Source organism: Amycolatopsis sp. A133, from assembly GCF_031082405.1.
Taxonomy (GTDB): domain Bacteria; phylum Actinomycetota; class Actinomycetes; order Mycobacteriales; family Pseudonocardiaceae; genus Amycolatopsis.
In genome coordinates, this window is sequence record NZ_JAVHJU010000057.1 from 68,523 (window position 1) to 84,818 (window position 16,296).

General features: G+C 72.4%; 13 protein-coding genes and 1 pseudogene. 6 read left to right on the plus strand and 8 right to left on the minus strand.

The annotated features are described in order from the left end of the window. Positions 1–95 precede the first annotated feature (95 nt). Positions 96–5,819 (plus strand): TIR domain-containing protein, encoded by a 5,724-nt coding sequence (locus Q5425_RS32890; protein WP_308676243.1) that lies wholly within the window; start codon positions 96–98, stop codon positions 5,817–5,819. A 43-nt stretch (positions 5,820–5,862) separates the two neighbouring features. On the opposite strand, the gene Q5425_RS32895 is transcribed toward Q5425_RS32890, so the two are convergent. Continuing rightward, positions 5,863–7,539 (minus strand): MOSC and FAD-binding oxidoreductase domain-containing protein, encoded by a 1,677-nt coding sequence (locus tag Q5425_RS32895; protein ID WP_308676244.1) that lies wholly within the window; start codon positions 7,537–7,539, stop codon positions 5,863–5,865. Positions 7,540–7,590: 51 nt separating this feature from the next. Continuing rightward, positions 7,591–8,496: an oxidoreductase gene (locus tag Q5425_RS32900; RefSeq protein WP_308676245.1), complete on the minus strand. Its 906-nt coding sequence runs from the start codon at positions 8,494–8,496 to the stop codon at positions 7,591–7,593. A gap of 132 nt (positions 8,497–8,628) precedes the next feature. Between Q5425_RS32900 and Q5425_RS32905 the strand changes: the two genes are divergently transcribed. Continuing rightward, on the plus strand, positions 8,629–9,585 hold the full coding sequence (locus tag Q5425_RS32905; protein WP_308676246.1) for a helix-turn-helix transcriptional regulator: 957 nt from the start codon (positions 8,629–8,631) through the stop codon (positions 9,583–9,585). On the opposite strand, the gene Q5425_RS32910 is transcribed toward Q5425_RS32905, so the two are convergent. Both Q5425_RS32910 and Q5425_RS32915 read right to left on the minus strand, forming a co-directional pair. Continuing rightward, positions 9,506–10,873, minus strand: coding sequence for a serine hydrolase domain-containing protein (locus Q5425_RS32910; protein WP_308676675.1), 1,368 nt, complete (start codon positions 10,871–10,873; stop codon positions 9,506–9,508). The genes Q5425_RS32905 and Q5425_RS32910 overlap by 80 nt on opposite strands. Continuing rightward, a pseudogene (locus Q5425_RS32915) lies at positions 10,847–11,176 on the minus strand (ABC transporter permease); the annotation flags it as partial. The pseudogene Q5425_RS32915 and the gene Q5425_RS32910, both read right to left, overlap by 27 nt. 187 nt (positions 11,177–11,363) lie before the next feature. On the opposite strand from Q5425_RS32915, the gene Q5425_RS32920 reads away from it, so the two are divergent. The 4 genes from Q5425_RS32920 (at position 11,364) to Q5425_RS32935 (ending at position 13,427) form a co-directional block, all read left to right on the plus strand. Then, the gene (locus tag Q5425_RS32920; protein ID WP_308676247.1) at positions 11,364–11,690 is read left to right on the plus strand and encodes a PadR family transcriptional regulator; all 327 of its coding nucleotides are present in this window, start codon (positions 11,364–11,366) and stop codon (positions 11,688–11,690) included. Beyond that, a complete protein-coding gene (locus Q5425_RS32925) occupies positions 11,687–12,043 on the plus strand; it encodes a DUF1048 domain-containing protein (protein ID WP_308676248.1) in 357 nt (118 codons plus the stop codon). Before Q5425_RS32920 ends, Q5425_RS32925 begins: the two co-directional genes overlap by 4 nt. 1 nt (position 12,044) lies before the next feature. Beyond that, complete coding sequence (locus tag Q5425_RS32930) at positions 12,045–12,371, plus strand: DUF1048 domain-containing protein (protein ID WP_308676249.1); 327 nt, start codon at positions 12,045–12,047, stop codon at positions 12,369–12,371. Positions 12,372–12,446: 75 nt separating this feature from the next. Beyond that, positions 12,447–13,427, plus strand: coding sequence for a chemotaxis protein CheB (locus Q5425_RS32935; protein ID WP_308676250.1), 981 nt, complete (start codon positions 12,447–12,449; stop codon positions 13,425–13,427). Between the two features lie 233 nt (positions 13,428–13,660). Here Q5425_RS32935 and Q5425_RS32940 read toward each other — a convergent pair whose 3' ends face one another. From Q5425_RS32940 to Q5425_RS32955, 4 genes are all read right to left on the minus strand, one after another. Next, positions 13,661–14,029, minus strand: coding sequence for a hypothetical protein (locus tag Q5425_RS32940; RefSeq protein ID WP_308676251.1), 369 nt, complete (start codon positions 14,027–14,029; stop codon positions 13,661–13,663). A gap of 87 nt (positions 14,030–14,116) precedes the next feature. Then, a complete protein-coding gene (locus Q5425_RS32945; RefSeq protein WP_308676252.1) occupies positions 14,117–14,698 on the minus strand; it encodes a TetR/AcrR family transcriptional regulator in 582 nt (193 codons plus the stop codon). 63 nt (positions 14,699–14,761) lie between these two features. Next, on the minus strand, positions 14,762–15,175 hold the full coding sequence (locus tag Q5425_RS32950) for an STAS domain-containing protein (RefSeq protein WP_308676253.1): 414 nt from the start codon (positions 15,173–15,175) through the stop codon (positions 14,762–14,764). Positions 15,176–15,345: 170 nt separating this feature from the next. Next, entirely contained in the window at positions 15,346–16,128 is a 783-nt protein-coding gene (locus Q5425_RS32955; RefSeq protein ID WP_308676254.1) for an ATP-binding protein, read from the minus strand. Between the last annotated feature and the right edge of the window lie 168 nt (positions 16,129–16,296).

The following is a 16,296-nucleotide window of genomic DNA, read 5'->3' on the forward strand; positions in this document are numbered from 1 at the left end:
TCCTGCCGGGTGCCCCGGCCGCCCCTGACGGGTGGTCATTTCCGGTGACCCGAATGGCGCAGCACAACTGCACCGTCAGGCGGGATAATCGGGACATGACGTGGCGAGGCGGGCGGAGGGACGAAGACTCCCCGATCGATTTCTTCCTCAGTTATTCGCCTGCCGACGAGCGCTGGGCGTCCTGGATTGCCTGGCAACTGGAAGCGGCCGGGCACCGCACCTTGATCCAGGCCTGGGATTTCGTGCCGGGAACCAATTTCATCGACTTCATGGATCGCGGAATCAGGGATGCCGCCGTGGTGGTCGCGGTGTTGTCGCGCAACTATTTGAAATCGCGTTACGGAACGATGGAATGGCAGGCGGCGCTGCGCACCGATCCCGGAAAGCTCGTCACGGTCCGGATCGAGGACTGCCCGCTCGACGGGCTGCTCGGCACGATCACCTACCTGGACCTGCTCGACATCGACGACGCCGCCGCGGCGCAGGCGGTCCTGCTCGGCCAGCTGCGCCACCTGCTCGCGGGCCGGGCGAAGCCGTCGACCGAGCCCGGCTTCCCCGCCCACCGGCCGGGTCCGGGGGAGGTGCTCCACCACCGGGAGCCCGAGCAGCAGGTGAACCGCGAGCCGGCCCGCACCCGGCGCGCGCCGGTGGCCGAGCCGGTGTACCCGCCGGCCGGCGCCGCCGCGCCGCCCCGGCACGACGGCGTTTCCGTGCTGCACGTGCCCGGTCCCCGGTTCGGCCGGGGCACCGTCGCCGCCGGCGAGCCGATCGCCGCGCGGGACCTGCAGGCCCGGATCCGCGCCAACGTCAGCAGGCTCACCGACGCCGGGGTGCCGGAGCCGGACCTGATCGTGGTGAGCGGCGACCTGACGGAGTCGGCGCGGCCCCGCCAGGTGGACGAGGCACTGAGCTTCCTGACCGGGCTGCGGGTGCTGCTGGGGCTCGAACCGCACCGGATGATCATCGTGCCGGGCGGGCGGGACGTCTCCAAGGCCGCCTGCCTGTCGTACTTCGCGCACTGCGAGTCGCGCGACCGTGTTCCCCAGGAACCGTTCTTCCCCAAGCTGGAGCACTACGCCGAGCTGTTCGCGGAGCTCTACCAGGGGCTCGACGGGCCGGTCTTCGACGTCGCCCAGCCCTGGACGCTCTTCGCCGTGCCGGAGCTGCGGGTGGCCGTCGCGGCGATGAACTCGACGATGGCGATGAGCCACCGCCCCGAGGACGACTACGGCTGGATCGGCGAAGCGCAGGCCGCGTGGTTCGCCGAACGCATGCGGCCCTTCGAGGAGTCGGGCTGGCTGCGGATGGGCGTGCTCCGGCACGACCCCACCCCCGGGGGCCGGCTGGCGGGCCCCGATCCCGTGCTGCTGCGCGACGCCGGGCAGTTCGACGGCCTGCTCGGTTCCCACCTCAACTTCGTGCTGCACGGGCCGGGCGCGGCGGGCGCGCCGGTCGACTTCCTGGACTCCGGCCTGCCCGCCGTGTCGCCCGCCGGCACCGGCCGCGACGAGATCGTCCAGGTGCGCGCGGAGGGGCTTCGGCGCTTCTCGGCCTACGACGAAAGCCCCGGCGCGGAGAACCTCGTTCCGCGCACGTGGCACGCGGTAGGCGGCGTTTTCACCCAGCGGGCCGCCGAATTTCCGGAGCTGGCCGGGGACCTTCCCGAGGCGGAGCCGCAGCGGGCGAGCGATCCGCACAGCCGCCTGCTCGACCGCGTCGCGGAGGTCTGCGCGACCCGGCACGAGGGTGCGAAGATCCGCCGCGTCGAGGCGAAGCCGCCGCACCTGCTGGTGACCCGGCAGGAGGAAGGCTTCACACCGCAGTGGCGGGTCGGCGCCTACGTCGGCGAGCTGACCCGCGAGGTCGTCGAGAACTTCCTCGCCCACGACCCCGGCCACGGGTCCGAGCTGGTCTACCAGGGCACGGCGCCGCCGCCGTCCCTGCGCGAGGAGGCCGCGCGCCGGGGCGTCCGGCTGCGCAGCTTCACCGAGTTCCAGGGCCTGCTCGACCTCGACAGCTACCTCGCGAAACAGACCGTGCGGCTGCACTCCGACCGCCGGTACCCGCCCGATCTGTACGTGCCGCAACGGTTCCGCGAGCTCGACCGCCACGAGCAGAACGTCCGGGACGACCTCGCCGAGGAGGTCGTGCACCTGGTCACCGGGGATCACGCGAGGTTCGTGCTCGTGCTCGGCGACTTCGGCCGCGGCAAGACGTTCGTGCTGCGCGAGGTGACCCGGCGGCTGACCGAGCGGGCGCCCGGCCTGATCCCGATCCTCATCGAGCTGCGCGAACTCGACAAGGCGCACTCCGTCGACGGGCTGGTCGCGGCCCACCTGGCGAACCACGGCGAAGAGCTGATCGACCTCAAGGCGTTCCACTACATGCTGCGCGAAGGCCGGATCGTGCTGCTGTTCGACGGCTTCGACGAGCTGGTCACCCGGGTCGCTTACGACCGCGCCGCCGACCACCTCGAAACGCTGCTGCACGCCGCGCAGGACAAGGCGAAGATCATCGTCGCCAGCCGGACCCAGCACTTCAAGTCCCACGCGCAGGTGTTCACCGCGCTCGGCGAGCGGGTGGGGCTGATGCCGCACCGGCGGATCCTCGGGGTCGAGGACTTCACCCCGGCCCAGATCCGGTCGTACCTCGTCAACCGCTACGCCGGCGACGAACGGAAGGCAGACGCCCGGCTGGCACTGATCAGCGGCGTCCAGGACCTGCTCGGCCTGTCGAAGAACCCGCGCATGCTGAGCTTCATCGCGGACCTGGACGAGGACCGGGTCCGGGCGGCCGTGCGCGCCCAGCACACCCTCAGCCCCGCCGCGCTGTACCGCGAAATCCTGCAGTTCTGGCTCGGCCACGAAGCCGACCGGGCCGGTGGCGGCCCGGGCGCGGCCGGCGGGCTGGGGCTCGACGACCTCTGGCTGGCGGTGACGACCCTCGCCCTGCGCCTGTGGGAGTCCGGCGAAGCCTACGTGCCGCTGGCGGAGCTCACCGAGGTCGCCGACGCGCTGGCGGGCCTGGCCGGCGGCCGCCTGTCCCGGCACCAGACCGCGCACGCGATGGGGTCCGGCAGCCTGCTCGTGCGCACCGACGAAGGCCTGTTCGGCTTCATCCACAGCTCCGTCGTGGAGTGGCTGGTCGCCAACGCGATCGCCGGGCGGTTCTACGGCGGCTCGGCGGCGCCGCCGGAGCTGGCGCAGCGCCCGCTGTCCCAGCCGGCCGTCGACTTCCTCTGCGACATCGCCGAAACGAAGGCCTGCCAGGACTGGGCCGATGCGGTGCTCCACGACGCCGACGCGGGCGACGTGGCCCGGGCCAACGCCATCAAGGTGAGCACCCGGCTGCGGACCCCCGCCACCGCGGACCTGCGTGGCGCGTCCCTGGCTGGCGAGGATCTTTCGTTCCGCGAATTCGAGGAGGTCGACCTCACCGGCGCCGACCTCACCGGCGCGCGCCTGGTCGGCACCAACCTCGGCCGTGCGGTGCTGCGCAACACGCGGCTGGTGGCGGCCCGGCTCGACGAGGCCCGGCTCGTGGGCGCCGACCTGCGCGGCGCGGACCTCAGCCGCGCGAGGCTGTCCCGCGCCGACCTCACCGGGGCGAAGCTGACCGGCAGCCGGTGGCGCCGGGCCGCGCTCATCGCCGCCACCGGCGTCCCCGACGCGCCCGAGCTGCGCGGCGCCGCGATCGCCCCCGGCCAGCCCGTCGACACGGAGCTGGCCCCCGCCTCGATCGGGGTCCGGCACGGCTTCCACGCCGAGCTCGGCCGGCTGCCCCAGGTCATCGACTACAGCCCGGACGGCGCCACGCTGGCGATCGGCAGCGACGACGGTGTGGTGCTGATCTGCGACAGCGCGACCGGTCTCCCGCTGCGCACCCTGCAGGGGCACCGCGACCGGGTGTTCGCGGTGACCTACGGCGAGGACTTCCTGGTCACCGGATCGGCCGACGGGCGGGTCCGCGTCTGGGATTCGGCGACCGGCGCACCGCTGCGGATCCTGGAGGGCCACCACGAATGGCCGTGGCCGCTGGTGATCGGGCCGGGCGGAGACGAGCTGGCGACCGGCGACGCCGACGGCGTGCTGCGGCTGTGGGACCTGGCGACCGGCGACCTCCGCCACGTCCTGCCCAGCGGCCTCGGTTTTGTGTTCAGCGTCGCCTTCCACGGGCAGCTGCTCGCGGCCGCGTACCGCGACGGCAGCGTCCGGCTGTGGGACACCGCGAGCGGCGCGTCGCTCGGCGAGCTGACCGGCGCGACGGGGTCGGTGTACCGCGTCGCCTTCAGCCCGTCCGGCGACCTGCTCGCCACCGGCGGCCAGGGCGGCGCCGTCCGGCTGTGGGACCCGGCGACCGGGCACCGGATCACCGACCTGCCCGGGCACACCGGCGGGGTCTACACGCTCGCGTTCCACCCGCACGAACGGCTGCTCGCGACCGGCGACACCGACGGCAACGTGCGGATCTGGGACCTCGCCACGCGGAAGCTGCGCTTCCCGCTGACGCAGCACCGCGCCGCGATCTACTGGGTCGAGTTCAGCCCGTCGGGCCGGCTGGTGGCCACCGGCGACAGCGCCGGTCTGGTGCTGCTCTGGGACACCGCGACCGGCGAAGTCCACCGCAAGCTGACCAAGCACACCGGCTCGGTGTGGCCGTTCACGTTCCGCCCCGACGGCGCCCAGCTCGCCGTCAGCGACGACCAGTTCACCACCCGGCTGTGGGACCCGGAAAGCGGCCTGTGCCGCTACACGCTGTCCGGGCACGGGCGGCAGATCACCAAGGTGCGCTTCGACGCCACCGGCTCGATGCTGGCGACCAGCGGCAACGACGGCGTCGCGCGCCTGTGGGACCCGGTGACCGGCAAGCAGCTGCAGCGGCTGTTCGGCTCGGAAGACCGCCTGTTCACCGTGGAGTCCGCGATCTTCAGCCCGGCCGCGGCGCGGCTGGCGACCGTGACCAACGACGGCCGGCTGAACCTGCGCAACCTCGACACCGGCCGGTACGAGCGGCACATCACGGTCGAGTCCGCGCCGATCTGGGCGGTCGCGTTCAGCCCGTCCGGCGACGAGCTGGCGACGGCGAACGACGACGACACCGTCCGGCTGTGGCACCGCACGACCGGGCGGAGGGTGCACACCCTGGCCGAGCACCGCGGGCGGGTGCGCTCGATCGCGTTCGACCGGGACGGGACGCTGATCGCAACCGGCTGCGACGACTCGAAAGTCCGGCTGTGGAGCGCGTCGACGGGCAAGCTCGTGCGGACGCTGGACGGGCACACCGGCCGGGTCTACTCGGTGTCCTTCGGCGACGGGCTGCTGATCAGCTCCTCCTGGGACTCGACGGCGCGGGTGTGGGACGTCGCGACCGGCCGGACCCGGCACGTGCTGACCCGCCACCTCGGCCGCCTGTGGGCGTCGGCTTTCTCCCCCGGGGGCGACCTGGTGGCCACCGCGGGCGACGACCTCGCGATCCGCCTGTGGGACCCGGAATCCGGGACCCACCTGCACACCCTGGTCGGGCACACGCGCGCGGTCTGGTCACTGGCGTTCAACCCGGCCGGCGACCTGCTGGCCAGCGGCGGCGACGACGGCACGGCCCGGCTCTGGTCCATCGGCGGCGAGCAGCCCGAGCCCAAGATGGCCCTGCTCGGGCTGGCCGAGGGCTGGGCCGCACTGGCCCCCGACGGCCGGTACAAGTTCGAAGGCGACGCCGGCGGTCAGTTCTGGCACGTGATCGGGATGTCCCGGTTCGAGATGGGCGAGCTGGAGCCGTACATCCGCGACGTCCGGCGGCTCGCACCGGACGTCCCGTTCTGAGCGGATGCTGTGGTGCCGGGTGTCGAAGTCCCCGCGGCCGTCGTCAGAGGTCCAGGACCACGTCCTCCTGCGGCCGGGCGCAGCAAACGAGTGCCTCACCCGCCGCCGGTGGCTCGAGCGGGTCGGGGTCGTACCGGACGCGGCCGGAAAGCAGCGGGGTCACGCAGGTGTGGCAGACGCCGGTGCGGCACGACCAGCGCGTCGGCACGTCGCACGCCTCGGCGAGCTCGAGCAGGCTCGGGTGGCCGTCGCTCCACGGGACCGTGAGCCCGCTGCGTGCGAACGTGACCGCGGGCCCCGTTCCCGCCGGACCGGCCGGGGGATGCGGGGTCTTGCGGACGACGCCGGTGAGGCCCGGGTTGATCGCGGAGACGCCACCGAAGAGTTCACTGTGGACACGAGCGGGGTCGAAACCCAGGGACACCAGGGCATCCCGCGTCGCCGCCATGAAGGCGTCCGGTCCGCACAGGTAGGCCGTGCCGTCGGTGGGAAGGTCCAAACCGGACAGTGTGTCACGCGTCAGCCGGCCGTGCGATGCGGTGTAGTGGATGTGCTCGTGGCCGTGCGGAAGGCTCGTCAGCAGCCGGTGCGCTTCGCCGGCGAACGCGTGTTCGGCCGCGGTCCGGGTGGTGTGCAGCCACCAGACCTCCCGTGAAGCCCGGCTCTCGGCGAGTGCGTGCAGCATGGCCAGGACCGGCGTCACGCCGATGCCCGCGGACACGAGGACCACGGGACCGTCGCCTTCGGTCAGGACGAAGTCGCCCCGGGGCGCTGCGACGTCCACGACCGCACCCGCCGCCAGCTGCGTGTGGAGGTAGCTGCTGACGACTCCGTCCCGCTTGACGCTGATGCGGTACTCGCGGTCCGACGGCGCCGCCGACAGCGAGTAACTGCGGACCGGCGCCGGGTCGCCGGCGTCGGGCACCCGCAGGGTGAGGTACTGGCCCGGCTCGGGCCGGGGGAGCGGTGCGCCGTCGTCGGCGGCCAGGTGGAGGGAGGCCACGGTGGTGCTCTCGGGCACCACCCGGGCGACGCGCAGCGGCCGGAACCCGCTCCAGCCGCGGGGTGCCGGTGGTTCCTCCGCGGCGAGCAGGTCCCGGAACGATCCCTGCCAGCCGGGGCTGAGCGCCGGGATGTCGAGCGCCTTGCGCAGCGCGTCCCGGTCGCGGCCCGGCAGGTAGAGGAGTGCGTCGATGTCCGCGACGCTCAGCTCGTGCCTGCCGGTCCGGGTGCGGACGATCTCGTCGCCGGCCTGGACGTGGCCTTCGGTGACAACCCGCAGGTAGAAGCCGGGCCGGTGGTGCGCCACCAGCAGGGAGGGCATCCGCGGCTCCCCGAGGCGCATCCCGACGCGGAAGCAGGTGACGCGCGGCTGGGTGACCTCGAACTCGGCCTCGCCGATGCGGTACCGGTCGCCGATGTGCACCTCGTCGTCGGGCAGGCCGTCGACGGTGAAGTTCTCGCCGAACCGGCCGTCCTCGAGGTCGTCGCGGCCGAGGAACTGCCGCCAGTGCTCGTAGGACTGGCGCTGGTAGACGAGCACCGCGCGGTTCTCGCCGCCGTGGCCGCCCAGATCGCCCTGGCCGTCGCCGTCGATGTTGAGCCGGCGGACCATGCGGCGGCCTTCGACCGGGTGCTTGAAGATTCCCGTGTGGACGGTCCGCCCCTGCCAGGGCACGTCCTGGGGCATACCGACGTTCAGTGACACCAAGCGGGCCATGGTGGTCGTCTCCTTCCGTCAGAGCCATCGAACACCATCGCGCGCGGTGGTTCAGAGGTAGCTGACGCCGGTCAGTTCCCCGGCCGCTGCCCAGAGCCGCTTGCCGATGGCCGGGTCGGCCGCGTCCGGGTTGAGCCGGGCCTCGGTGACGCGGCCGCGGATCTCGCCGAACCCGGCCGGTCCGAAGAACTGGCCGCCCTGCACGCCGGGCGCGGTCGCGGCGTACAGCTGCGGCAGCGCGCCCCGCTCCACCGGCTGGGTGGCCAGCAGGCCGATCCGCGCGATCACCCGCCCGGCTCGGCCACGGTGTTCCCAGGCGCGCGGGGTCAGGTTGGTCCGGGTGATGCCGGGGTGGGCCAGCACGCTGACGACCGGCGATCCGGCGGCACGCAGGCGGCGGTCCAGCTCGCGACCGAAGATCGTGGTGGCCAGTTTGGTCCTGCCGTAGGCGGTGGTGGCCCGGTAACCGCGTTCGAACATCAGGTCGCCGAAGTCGAGGTGCGCGTTCCGGTGGGTGATCGAGCTGAGGCTGACCACGCGGGCTTCCCGCGCCGCGGCGAGGTTGTCGAGCAGCAGGCCGGTCAGGGCGAAGTGGCCCAGCACGTTGGTCGCGAACTGCAGCTCGAGGCCGTCGGCCGAGGTGCGGCGCGGGCCGAGCAGGACGACGCCGGCGTTGTTGACCAGCAGGTCGATCGCCGGGTGGTCGACGACCAGCTTGGCGGCGAACGTGCGGACCGAGTCGAGGGAGGCCAGGTCCAGCTCGCGCACCTCGGTGTCGCCGTCGATCCGGCGGGCGGCCTGCTCGCCGGCGGCGGTGTCGCGGACGGCGAGGACGACGTGGGCGCCGTGACGGGCCAGCTCGGTGGCGGTGACCAGGCCGAGGCCCGAGTTCGCTCCGGTCACGACGGCGACGCGGCCGTGCTGGCCGGGGATGCAGTCGGCGGTCCATCCGGTCATCTGCTGCTCCTGAAGGGGGTCGGGGGACTGTGCCGACGACGTTAGGAGCTGTCCGGGCGGGCTCGGTCGGTCTCGGTTGCCTGGGTATGGGAGACCCACCCTGGGCCGCCGCGCAGGAGTCACACTGGTGGCATGAGCAGTCCTCATCCCTACGCGCGCGAGCTCGGGGAATTCCTGCGCGCCCGGCGCACCCGGTTGCGCCCGCACGACGTCGGCCTGGAGCCGGGCGGCCGGCGCAAGGTCGCCGGGCTGCGGCGCGAGGAAATGGCTCTGCTGGCCGGTGTGAGCACCGACTACTACCAGCGGATCGAGCAGGGCCGTGAGGTCCGTCCGTCCGACGACGTCCTGGCGGCGCTGGCGGGCGCGCTCGGCCTCGGCGACGAGGAACGCCGGCACCTGTTCGCCCTGGGCCACGCCGCGCGGCGGCCGGTGCCCGCTCCGGTGGACCGGGCGCCGGAGCGGGTGCCGGACAGCACCCGCCGGCTGCTGCGGGTGATCGACACCCCGGCGTTCGTCCTCGGCAGGCACCTCGACCTGCTCGACTGGAATCCGATGGCCGAGGCGCTGCTCGGCGACCCGGGCACCTACCCGCCGGACCGGCTCAACATGCTCCTGCTGCTGTTCGACGACGAGCGGACCGGCCGGAGGAGCTGCCCGGACTGGGAGCGGCAGGCGCTGGACTACATCGGCATGATGCGCACCGCCGTCGCCACCGACCCCACCCACCCCCGCGCCACCGCGATCGTCGGCGAGCTGAGCATCCGCAGCGCCGAGTTCCGGCGGTTGTGGGCCCGCCACGACGTCCGCGAGTCGGTGAGCGGAACCAAGACCTTCCGGGTGCCGGAGGTGGGTGACATCGTCCTGGACTGGGACACCTATCCGCTGCCCGGCAACCCCGGACCGGTCATGCTCGTGTTCACCGCCGAGCCGGGCGGCCCCGACGCGGAACGGCTGCGGCTCCTGGCGTTGTTGCACGCGTCCCGCTCCGCACCGGCCGACGTCGCCGGCGTCAGCCGAGGCAGGAGCGGACGGCCTCGGCGAGGTTCGCCGCCCGGGGGTCGTCGGGCCGGTAGTTCCAGAGGTTCGTGACGTAGCCGAAGCCGACGCCGGCGTCAGGGTCGGCGAAGGCGATCGATCCGCCGGAACCCGGGTGGCCGAACGAGCCGGGCCCGAGCATCGGCAGCGGGGGACAGGCGCGCCAGAACCCGAGTGACATGTTGAAGGAGCGGTCGGCGGGGATGTCCAGGCCGGCCGGCACCCCGTACATCGTCGTCCTGGCGGTCTGGACGGCGGTCATCGTCTCGACGGTCGACGGGTCGAGCAGCCGGACGCCGTCGACGTCGCTGACGGTGGCGGCGTACATCCGGGCCAGCGAGTGCGCGTCGGCGACCATGTTCGCGGCCGGGAACTCGGCTGCGCGCCAGGCGCGCGTCCGGAAGTAGCCGGTGGTGGGGTCCATCGCGCCGCCGAGCACACCCGCGTGCATCTGGATCGCGTCCGGGGTCCACATGGATTCGACCCACCTGGTGACGGTGTCCGGGTCCAGGCCGGTTGTCGCGATCATGCCGGCGAGCAGTTCCTCGACGGTGAAGGGAGCGGCGTCCTCGAACTGCGCCACCCGCGGCTCGTGTTCCTCGGGCAGCCCGATCCAGGCGCTCAGCCCGAGCGGGGCGGCCACCTCCTCGGCGAAGAACGTGCCGAGGGACTTGCCGGTGATCCGGCGCACGACCTCGCCGACCAGGTACCCGTAGGTGACGGCGTGGTAGACGTGCTGGGTGCCCGGTCGCCACAGCGGTTTCTGCGCTTCGAGGGCGTGGATGACCGGGTCCCAGGCGCACGCCTGCTCGAACGTCAGCGGCCCGTCGACGACCGGGAGGCCCGCCTGGTGCGACAGCAGCCAGCGCACCAGGACCTCCTCCTTGCCGGCGGCGCCGAACTCCGGCCAGTACCGGGTCACCGGGGCGTCGAGGTCCAGTTCGCCGCGCTGGACCAGCAGGTGGGCGCAGATCGCCGTGGCACCCTTCGTGGTGGAGGCGACCTGGGCGATGGTGTCTGCGCGCCACGGTTCGTTCGCCTCGCGGTCGGCGAGGCCGCCCCACAGGTTGACGACGGGACGGCCGCCGACGTAGACGCTGCAGGCCGCGCCGATCTCACCGGGGGTGTCGAAGTTCGCGCGGAACGCGTCGGCGACCTTCCCGAAGCCCTGTTCGACGTGGCCGCCGTGTTCGATGGTCATGCGGTGATCCTTTCCGGGATGCAAAGTTGCGATGACGATGTCCGGCCACCCTGACACCGGGCCGCCACCGCGCTGACACGGCTCAGGAGATCTTGCGGCGGGAGGCCGCGGTGGCGAGGTTGGCACGTGCGCCCGGAGCACCGCCGACCGGGCGATCGGCATCGAGTGGAACCGCTCGAAGATGCGGCTCTTCAGGTCGGTGAACAGCCGAAGTGCGGTGTAGGCGATCCCCGAGGCGAGCGTGATCGGCAGGATGCCGGGCAGGAGGTAGCTCACGTAGGAGTCCGTCCCGGTGGTGAGCGCGCCGCCGAAGACGTAGACGAACATCAGCATCATGGCGATCGGCATGATCGCGGTCGTGATGACGGTGTCCGGGCTGCGGGTGATGTGACGCAGGGACCGTCCCCACAGGACGGTGGGGTCGCCGGGGACGTGCAGGGTCATTGGTTCATGCTGCCCGGCGCCACGTCGAAGTCCACCGCGCGCAGCACGTGCAGCGACTTGTACGACTTCTCGAGACCGCGAACCCGGGTCGCTGTCATGCGGCCTCCCCTCGTCGAGCTACTCAGTAGTGATGAGTACTGGTATACAGTAGTACTGACTAGTGGCGCCAGGGCAGCTCGGAGGAGCGATGGACGACCTGACGGAGATGCTGAAGGGCACCCTTGAAGGCTGCGTGCTCGAAATCATCGGCGGCGAGGAGACCTACGGCTACGCGATCACGCGCCGGCTGAACGACCTCGGCTTCGGTGACGTCGTCGAGGGGACCGTGTACACGATCCTGTTGCGGCTGGAGAAGAACAAGCTCGTCCGAGTGACGAAACGGCCGTCCGAGAAGGGGCCGCCGCGCAAGTTCTACCGGCTCAACGATGCGGGTCGCGAAGAACTCGGGCGGTTCTGGGAGAAGTGGCGCTACGTCTCGTCGCGCATCGACAAACTGAAGGAGGGCGGGAAGTGAACTTCTGGGAGACCATCACCGGCAGCGACCTCACCCGGGAACACCAGGCGTTCGAAGCGAGGGCCGGGGCGTTGCCGGAGGACTACCGGGCGGCGTGGGGGCAGATCAAGGCGCACCTGGTCCCCTACGGGGACATCACCGGCCGGAACCTGATGCCCATCCTCGACGGGGCACTGGGGCTGCTGGAGGCGACCGCGGCGGAGGGGCAGGGCGTCCACGACGTGCTGGGCGACGACATCCCGGGCTTCTGCGCGGCGCTGGCCGGCGGAGAAGAAGCCCCGAGCTTCCGCGACAGGTGGCGGAAGCAGCTGAACCGGAATGTCGCGAAGAAGCTGGGCCGGCTGGGAGGCTGACATGGGAATCCAGGACATCATCGAAGGCAAAAAGCAGTGGCGGGCGCACCTGGCGCGGGTCAAAGCCCTCCCGCCGGATTACCGGATCGTCTACCAGGAAATGCAGAAGTACCTCTTCAAGGTCGGCCCGGTCGACTTGACCGAAGGCAACCTGCTTTCCGGGGTTGTCGATTTCTTCGAGGAGGGGGTCGCGGAGGGCAAGGGAGTTCTGGAACTCATCGGCGAGGACGTCGCGGCATTCTGTGACGACCTGGTCAAGGATTCGCGCACCTACGCCGACAGCTACCAGGAATCCATCAGCGGGGAATCCGGCACGGCCGGGAAGTGAGTACGTGGCGGGCGAACCGCCGCCAAGGGGGTTCGCCCGCCGTCACCTGGGTACCCCCTCCCCAAGGAGGCCCCCATGACAATCCGGCCGCGAGACGTGGTCGTCGTCGGCGCATCGGCCGGCGGTGTCGAAGCACTGCGAGCCATGGTCGCCCAGCTGCCCGCCGACCTGCCGGCCGCCGTACTCGTCGTGCTGCACATGCCGGCCGGGGGCACCAGCGCCCTGCCCGCGATCCTCGACCGCGCGGGACCCCTGCCGGCCGGAGCCGCGCGCCACGGCGACCGGCTGGAACACGGTCGCGTCTACGTCGCCCCGCCGGACCACCACCTGCTCGTGTCCGACGGCGCGGTCGCCCTGTCGCACGGACCCACCGAGAACGGGCACCGCCCCGCGATCGACGCCTTGTTCCGCTCGGCGGCGGTTGCGAAGGGTGCCGCGGTAACGGGGGTGCTGCTCAGCGGTGTGCTGGACGACGGGGTGGCCGGGTTGCAGGCGATCGCCGGACAGGGCGGCCGGGTGGTGGTCCAGGATCCGCAGGACGCGCTGTACCCCGGCATGCCGGAGCACGCGCTGCAGGCCCTCACCCCCGACCACGTGGTGGCGGCGGCCGGGATCGGCGAGGTGCTCGCCAAGGTCACCCTCGAGCAGGTCGAGGCGGATTCCCAGCCCGCGCCGGAGGCGCTGCGGTGGGAGAACGAGATCGCGAGCGCAGGACGCGTCGGAGAGAGAGTGAGTGCGGTGGGCGGGCCCTCCGAGTTCGCGTGTCCCGACTGTCATGGCGTGCTCGCCGACATCGACCGCGGTATCCGCTACCGCTGCCGGGTCGGGCACGCCTGGACCGCCGAAGCGCTGGTCGCCGCCCAAGGGGACGCCGTCGAGCATGCCCTGTGGACCGGCATGCGCGCCCTCGAGGAGAAGGCCTCGCTGTGCCACCGGCTCGCGAAACTGGCCCGGGAACGCCAAAGCGTCCAAATCGCCGAGCGGTACGAGACCCAGGCGCGGGAAACCTTCGAGGCCGCCGAAGTCCTGCGGCGCCAGGTGGTCGATCGCGGCTGAGGACACCGCGTCCGGCTGGTGAACGCCTCGGCGTGCCCTCGACGGACGCCCGCGTCGGGAATTCGGTGGGTCCGCTACGCGCCGGCTTCGGTTGTCGCCGAGGTGGCGCAGCGCCGATCACTGTCGCGCGGCTCGGCTGCGCGGGGGACCCGCTCCGGGGACGGGGCCGGTTCGCGGACCGGCGGTGGTCTGCGTTCCGGGCGGCGAAAGGCGGCCGGTTCGGGCCGCGCGCCTCACGGCGCCGTGCCCGGGATGTCGTCCGCGAGCCGCCGGTCGAGCTCCGCGTCGGCTCGGTGGGCCTCGGCCCGCCGGTGGTGTCCGGCCGCCCCGGGACCGCCGTGGTGCGCGGCCCGGTCGTGCTCTGCCGCCGCGCGGTCGTGGGCAAGAGCCGAGCGCAGCAGGCCGGCGCGCAAGCGCGAGAGCGCGTGCCGGCGCCGGCTCCGGGCGTCCTCCAACGCCGCCTGCGCCCTCGCCGTCCGTTCGCCGGCGGGGGCGGCCCGGGTGCTCAGGCTTCGCCGCAGCCGCTGGGCGCTTGCCGCGCGCTCTGCGGCGTGCCGGGCGGCCTCGGCCGCGGCGGCGCCGGGATCGTCCGGGACGCGCACCGGTCCACGGTCCCACGGCTCCTCGCGCCAGGCAATCCGGCCCTTCACCGAGGATGCCGCGCTGGTCGAGGTCGCGGTCGGCGGGAGTCAGTCGTCGTTGGCTTCCGGCCCGGTCGCGGCGTACCGGGCGGCGGTGGTGCGGACGGCCTCGTCGACCACCTGGGCGACGCGTTCGGCGCTCACTTCCCAGCCCGGCACCAGGAGTGCCGGCCAGAAGACGTAGTTGGAGATCATGCCCAGGAACTGGGTGGCGGCGAGGTCCACGTCCTCGATCCGCACCGTTCCGGCCTCGTGCTCGGCCAGGAGATAGCTGCGCACGGACTCGAAGTAGGGCATCTTCCCCTGCGAGAACTGCGCATGGGCCAGCTCGGGGAACCGCGGCAGCTCGGCGATGACGATCCTGAACAGGTCGGTCATCCGGGCCCGGCCCAGCAGCTCGGCGTAACGGCGACCGATGATGCCGAGTCCGGCGACGACGTTGCCCGCCGGCGGAGGATCCTGCTCGTCGGCGGTTGACCAGGACTCGGTCACGATGGCGTCGAACAGGGCAGCTTTGGTCGGGAACTGCTTGAACAAGGTGGCCCGCGAAACGCCCGAGCGCTCGGCGATCCGCGCCAGCGACGTCCGGTCGTAGCCCAGCTCGAGGAACAGTGCGGTCGCGGCCGCCACGATCAGCGCGCGCTTCTCCTGGGTGAACCGGTCGGCTCAAGGTAAGCCCGGGACCTGCGGAATTCAACCCGCCGGCGACGGCGAGACCTCCGCTGCCGCCACCGTGAGCCAGACCTCGGCTGCCGCGAGGTCGGGGTGCAGCGGCACCAGGTGGCCGAGACCCAGCGCCGAGATCGGCCGCGCCACGGCGCGCCTCGTGCTGACCACCGCGCAGGGGACGCCGTCGGTCCGGGTGTGGCTGAGGGCACCGAGCAGGACCCGGATGATCCCGGCGGAACAGAAGTCCGCCTGGGTGAGGTCCACTATCAAAGCTCGCGGGCGCAGCAGAATCTCCCGGTTCAGGCATTCGTGCAGGCGCCCGGCGACCGCGTTGTCGAGTTCACCGGCCGCGGCGACGACCGTGGATTCGCTGGTGGTGGTCACGGTCAGCACCACCGTGGCTCCGGGACGCTGTGCCGGGGGTGGCCAGGTGGGCATGGTGGTCGACCTCCTCGAACGATCACGAAGGGACGGCGCCGGTGCCGGTCACCGGGCGTGCTGCCCCGCCGGCCGGAGCCGGGCGGGCCGAAGGTGGCTGCCGGGGCGAACCACCAGGTCCGACCGTACTCTTGTGCCGGCAGCCGGTCGATGCGCGCGGGCCGCACCTTTCAGGGGAATCGAGGCTGTTCTCCGGACCGGGCGGTGGTGATTCCGCGGATGTCCTGGGAGACGCGCAGGGTGGCCCAGACGACCTTGCCGCCGGTCCAGGATCCGCTGCACCCCCAGGCCCGGGCGAACTGGGCCACGAGCTTGAGGCCGAGCCCGGGTTCGGTCGTCGTCTGCCGCTCGTGCAGCTCGGCGGGGCGGGGATCGTCGTCGGCGACGGCGATCGTGCAGATGCCCCGGCGGAGGTCGATGCGGACTTCCGGGCGGGAGCTGGTGTGGCGCAACGTGTTCTCCACGAGCTCGGTCACGATCACGAGCGCGTCGCCGACCAGTTCCGGGAACCCCCAAGCCCCGCAGACCTCGGTGACGAACTCGCGGGCGAGGGCCCCGGTCGTCTCGGCGCGCGGGAACTCGCGGACGGCTCGCCGGCGCACCGGTTCGCCGAACCCGCGTTCCGCCGCGGCCACGTCGGGGTGCACGCGCGCGTAGCGGGCGACCGGCAGCCGCCGGAGCATCTTTTCCCGGTCGGGTTGCCCGCTGACCAGCGCGAACGGAATGCCCGGCCAGTCGCTCAGCCGCATGGCCACGAGCGCGAAGACGCTGAGCTGTGCGTCGCCGGCGAAGCCGAGCTCCGAGACGTCGGCGATCAGGCCGTCCGGCGCTTCGGTGGCGGCCTTGAGCAGGCCGTCGCGCACCCTGGCGTGGGAGCGCAGGTCAAGGGTGCCGGTCAGGGCGAGCACCGTCGAGCGGGTCCGCCGGGTGAGCTCCATGCGGACTTCAGCCATGACCCTCGCCTTCCCGCGGCCGCACGACACGGCCGTAGTAGCACGCCGGGGGAGCGGCACGTCATCGTCTTGCTCACCCAGGTTAACCGTTCTGCGCCGAAGTAATCCTGGGTATCGCCGCCGCGGGGAGCTGCGGGAGCCACCCGTTGGTCGTCGACGCGGCCGGGC

Bases quoted from the DNA above. Each gene is read 5' to 3' on its own strand.
- Q5425_RS32890 (WP_308676243.1), top strand. From the start codon at position 96: ATGACGTGGCGAGGCGGGCGGAGGGACGAAGACTCCCCGATCGATTTC.
- Q5425_RS32895 (WP_308676244.1), bottom strand. From the start codon at position 7,539: ATGGCCCGCTTGGTGTCACTGAACGTCGGTATGCCCCAGGACGTGCCC.
- Q5425_RS32900 (WP_308676245.1), bottom strand. From the start codon at position 8,496: ATGACCGGATGGACCGCCGACTGCATCCCCGGCCAGCACGGCCGCGTC.
- Q5425_RS32905 (WP_308676246.1), top strand. From the start codon at position 8,629: ATGAGCAGTCCTCATCCCTACGCGCGCGAGCTCGGGGAATTCCTGCGC.
- Q5425_RS32920 (WP_308676247.1), top strand. From the start codon at position 11,364: ATGGACGACCTGACGGAGATGCTGAAGGGCACCCTTGAAGGCTGCGTG.
- Q5425_RS32930 (WP_308676249.1), top strand. From the start codon at position 12,045: ATGGGAATCCAGGACATCATCGAAGGCAAAAAGCAGTGGCGGGCGCAC.
- Q5425_RS32935 (WP_308676250.1), top strand. From the start codon at position 12,447: ATGACAATCCGGCCGCGAGACGTGGTCGTCGTCGGCGCATCGGCCGGC.
- Q5425_RS32950 (WP_308676253.1), bottom strand. From the start codon at position 15,175: ATGCCCACCTGGCCACCCCCGGCACAGCGTCCCGGAGCCACGGTGGTG.
- Q5425_RS32955 (WP_308676254.1), bottom strand. From the start codon at position 16,128: ATGGCTGAAGTCCGCATGGAGCTCACCCGGCGGACCCGCTCGACGGTG.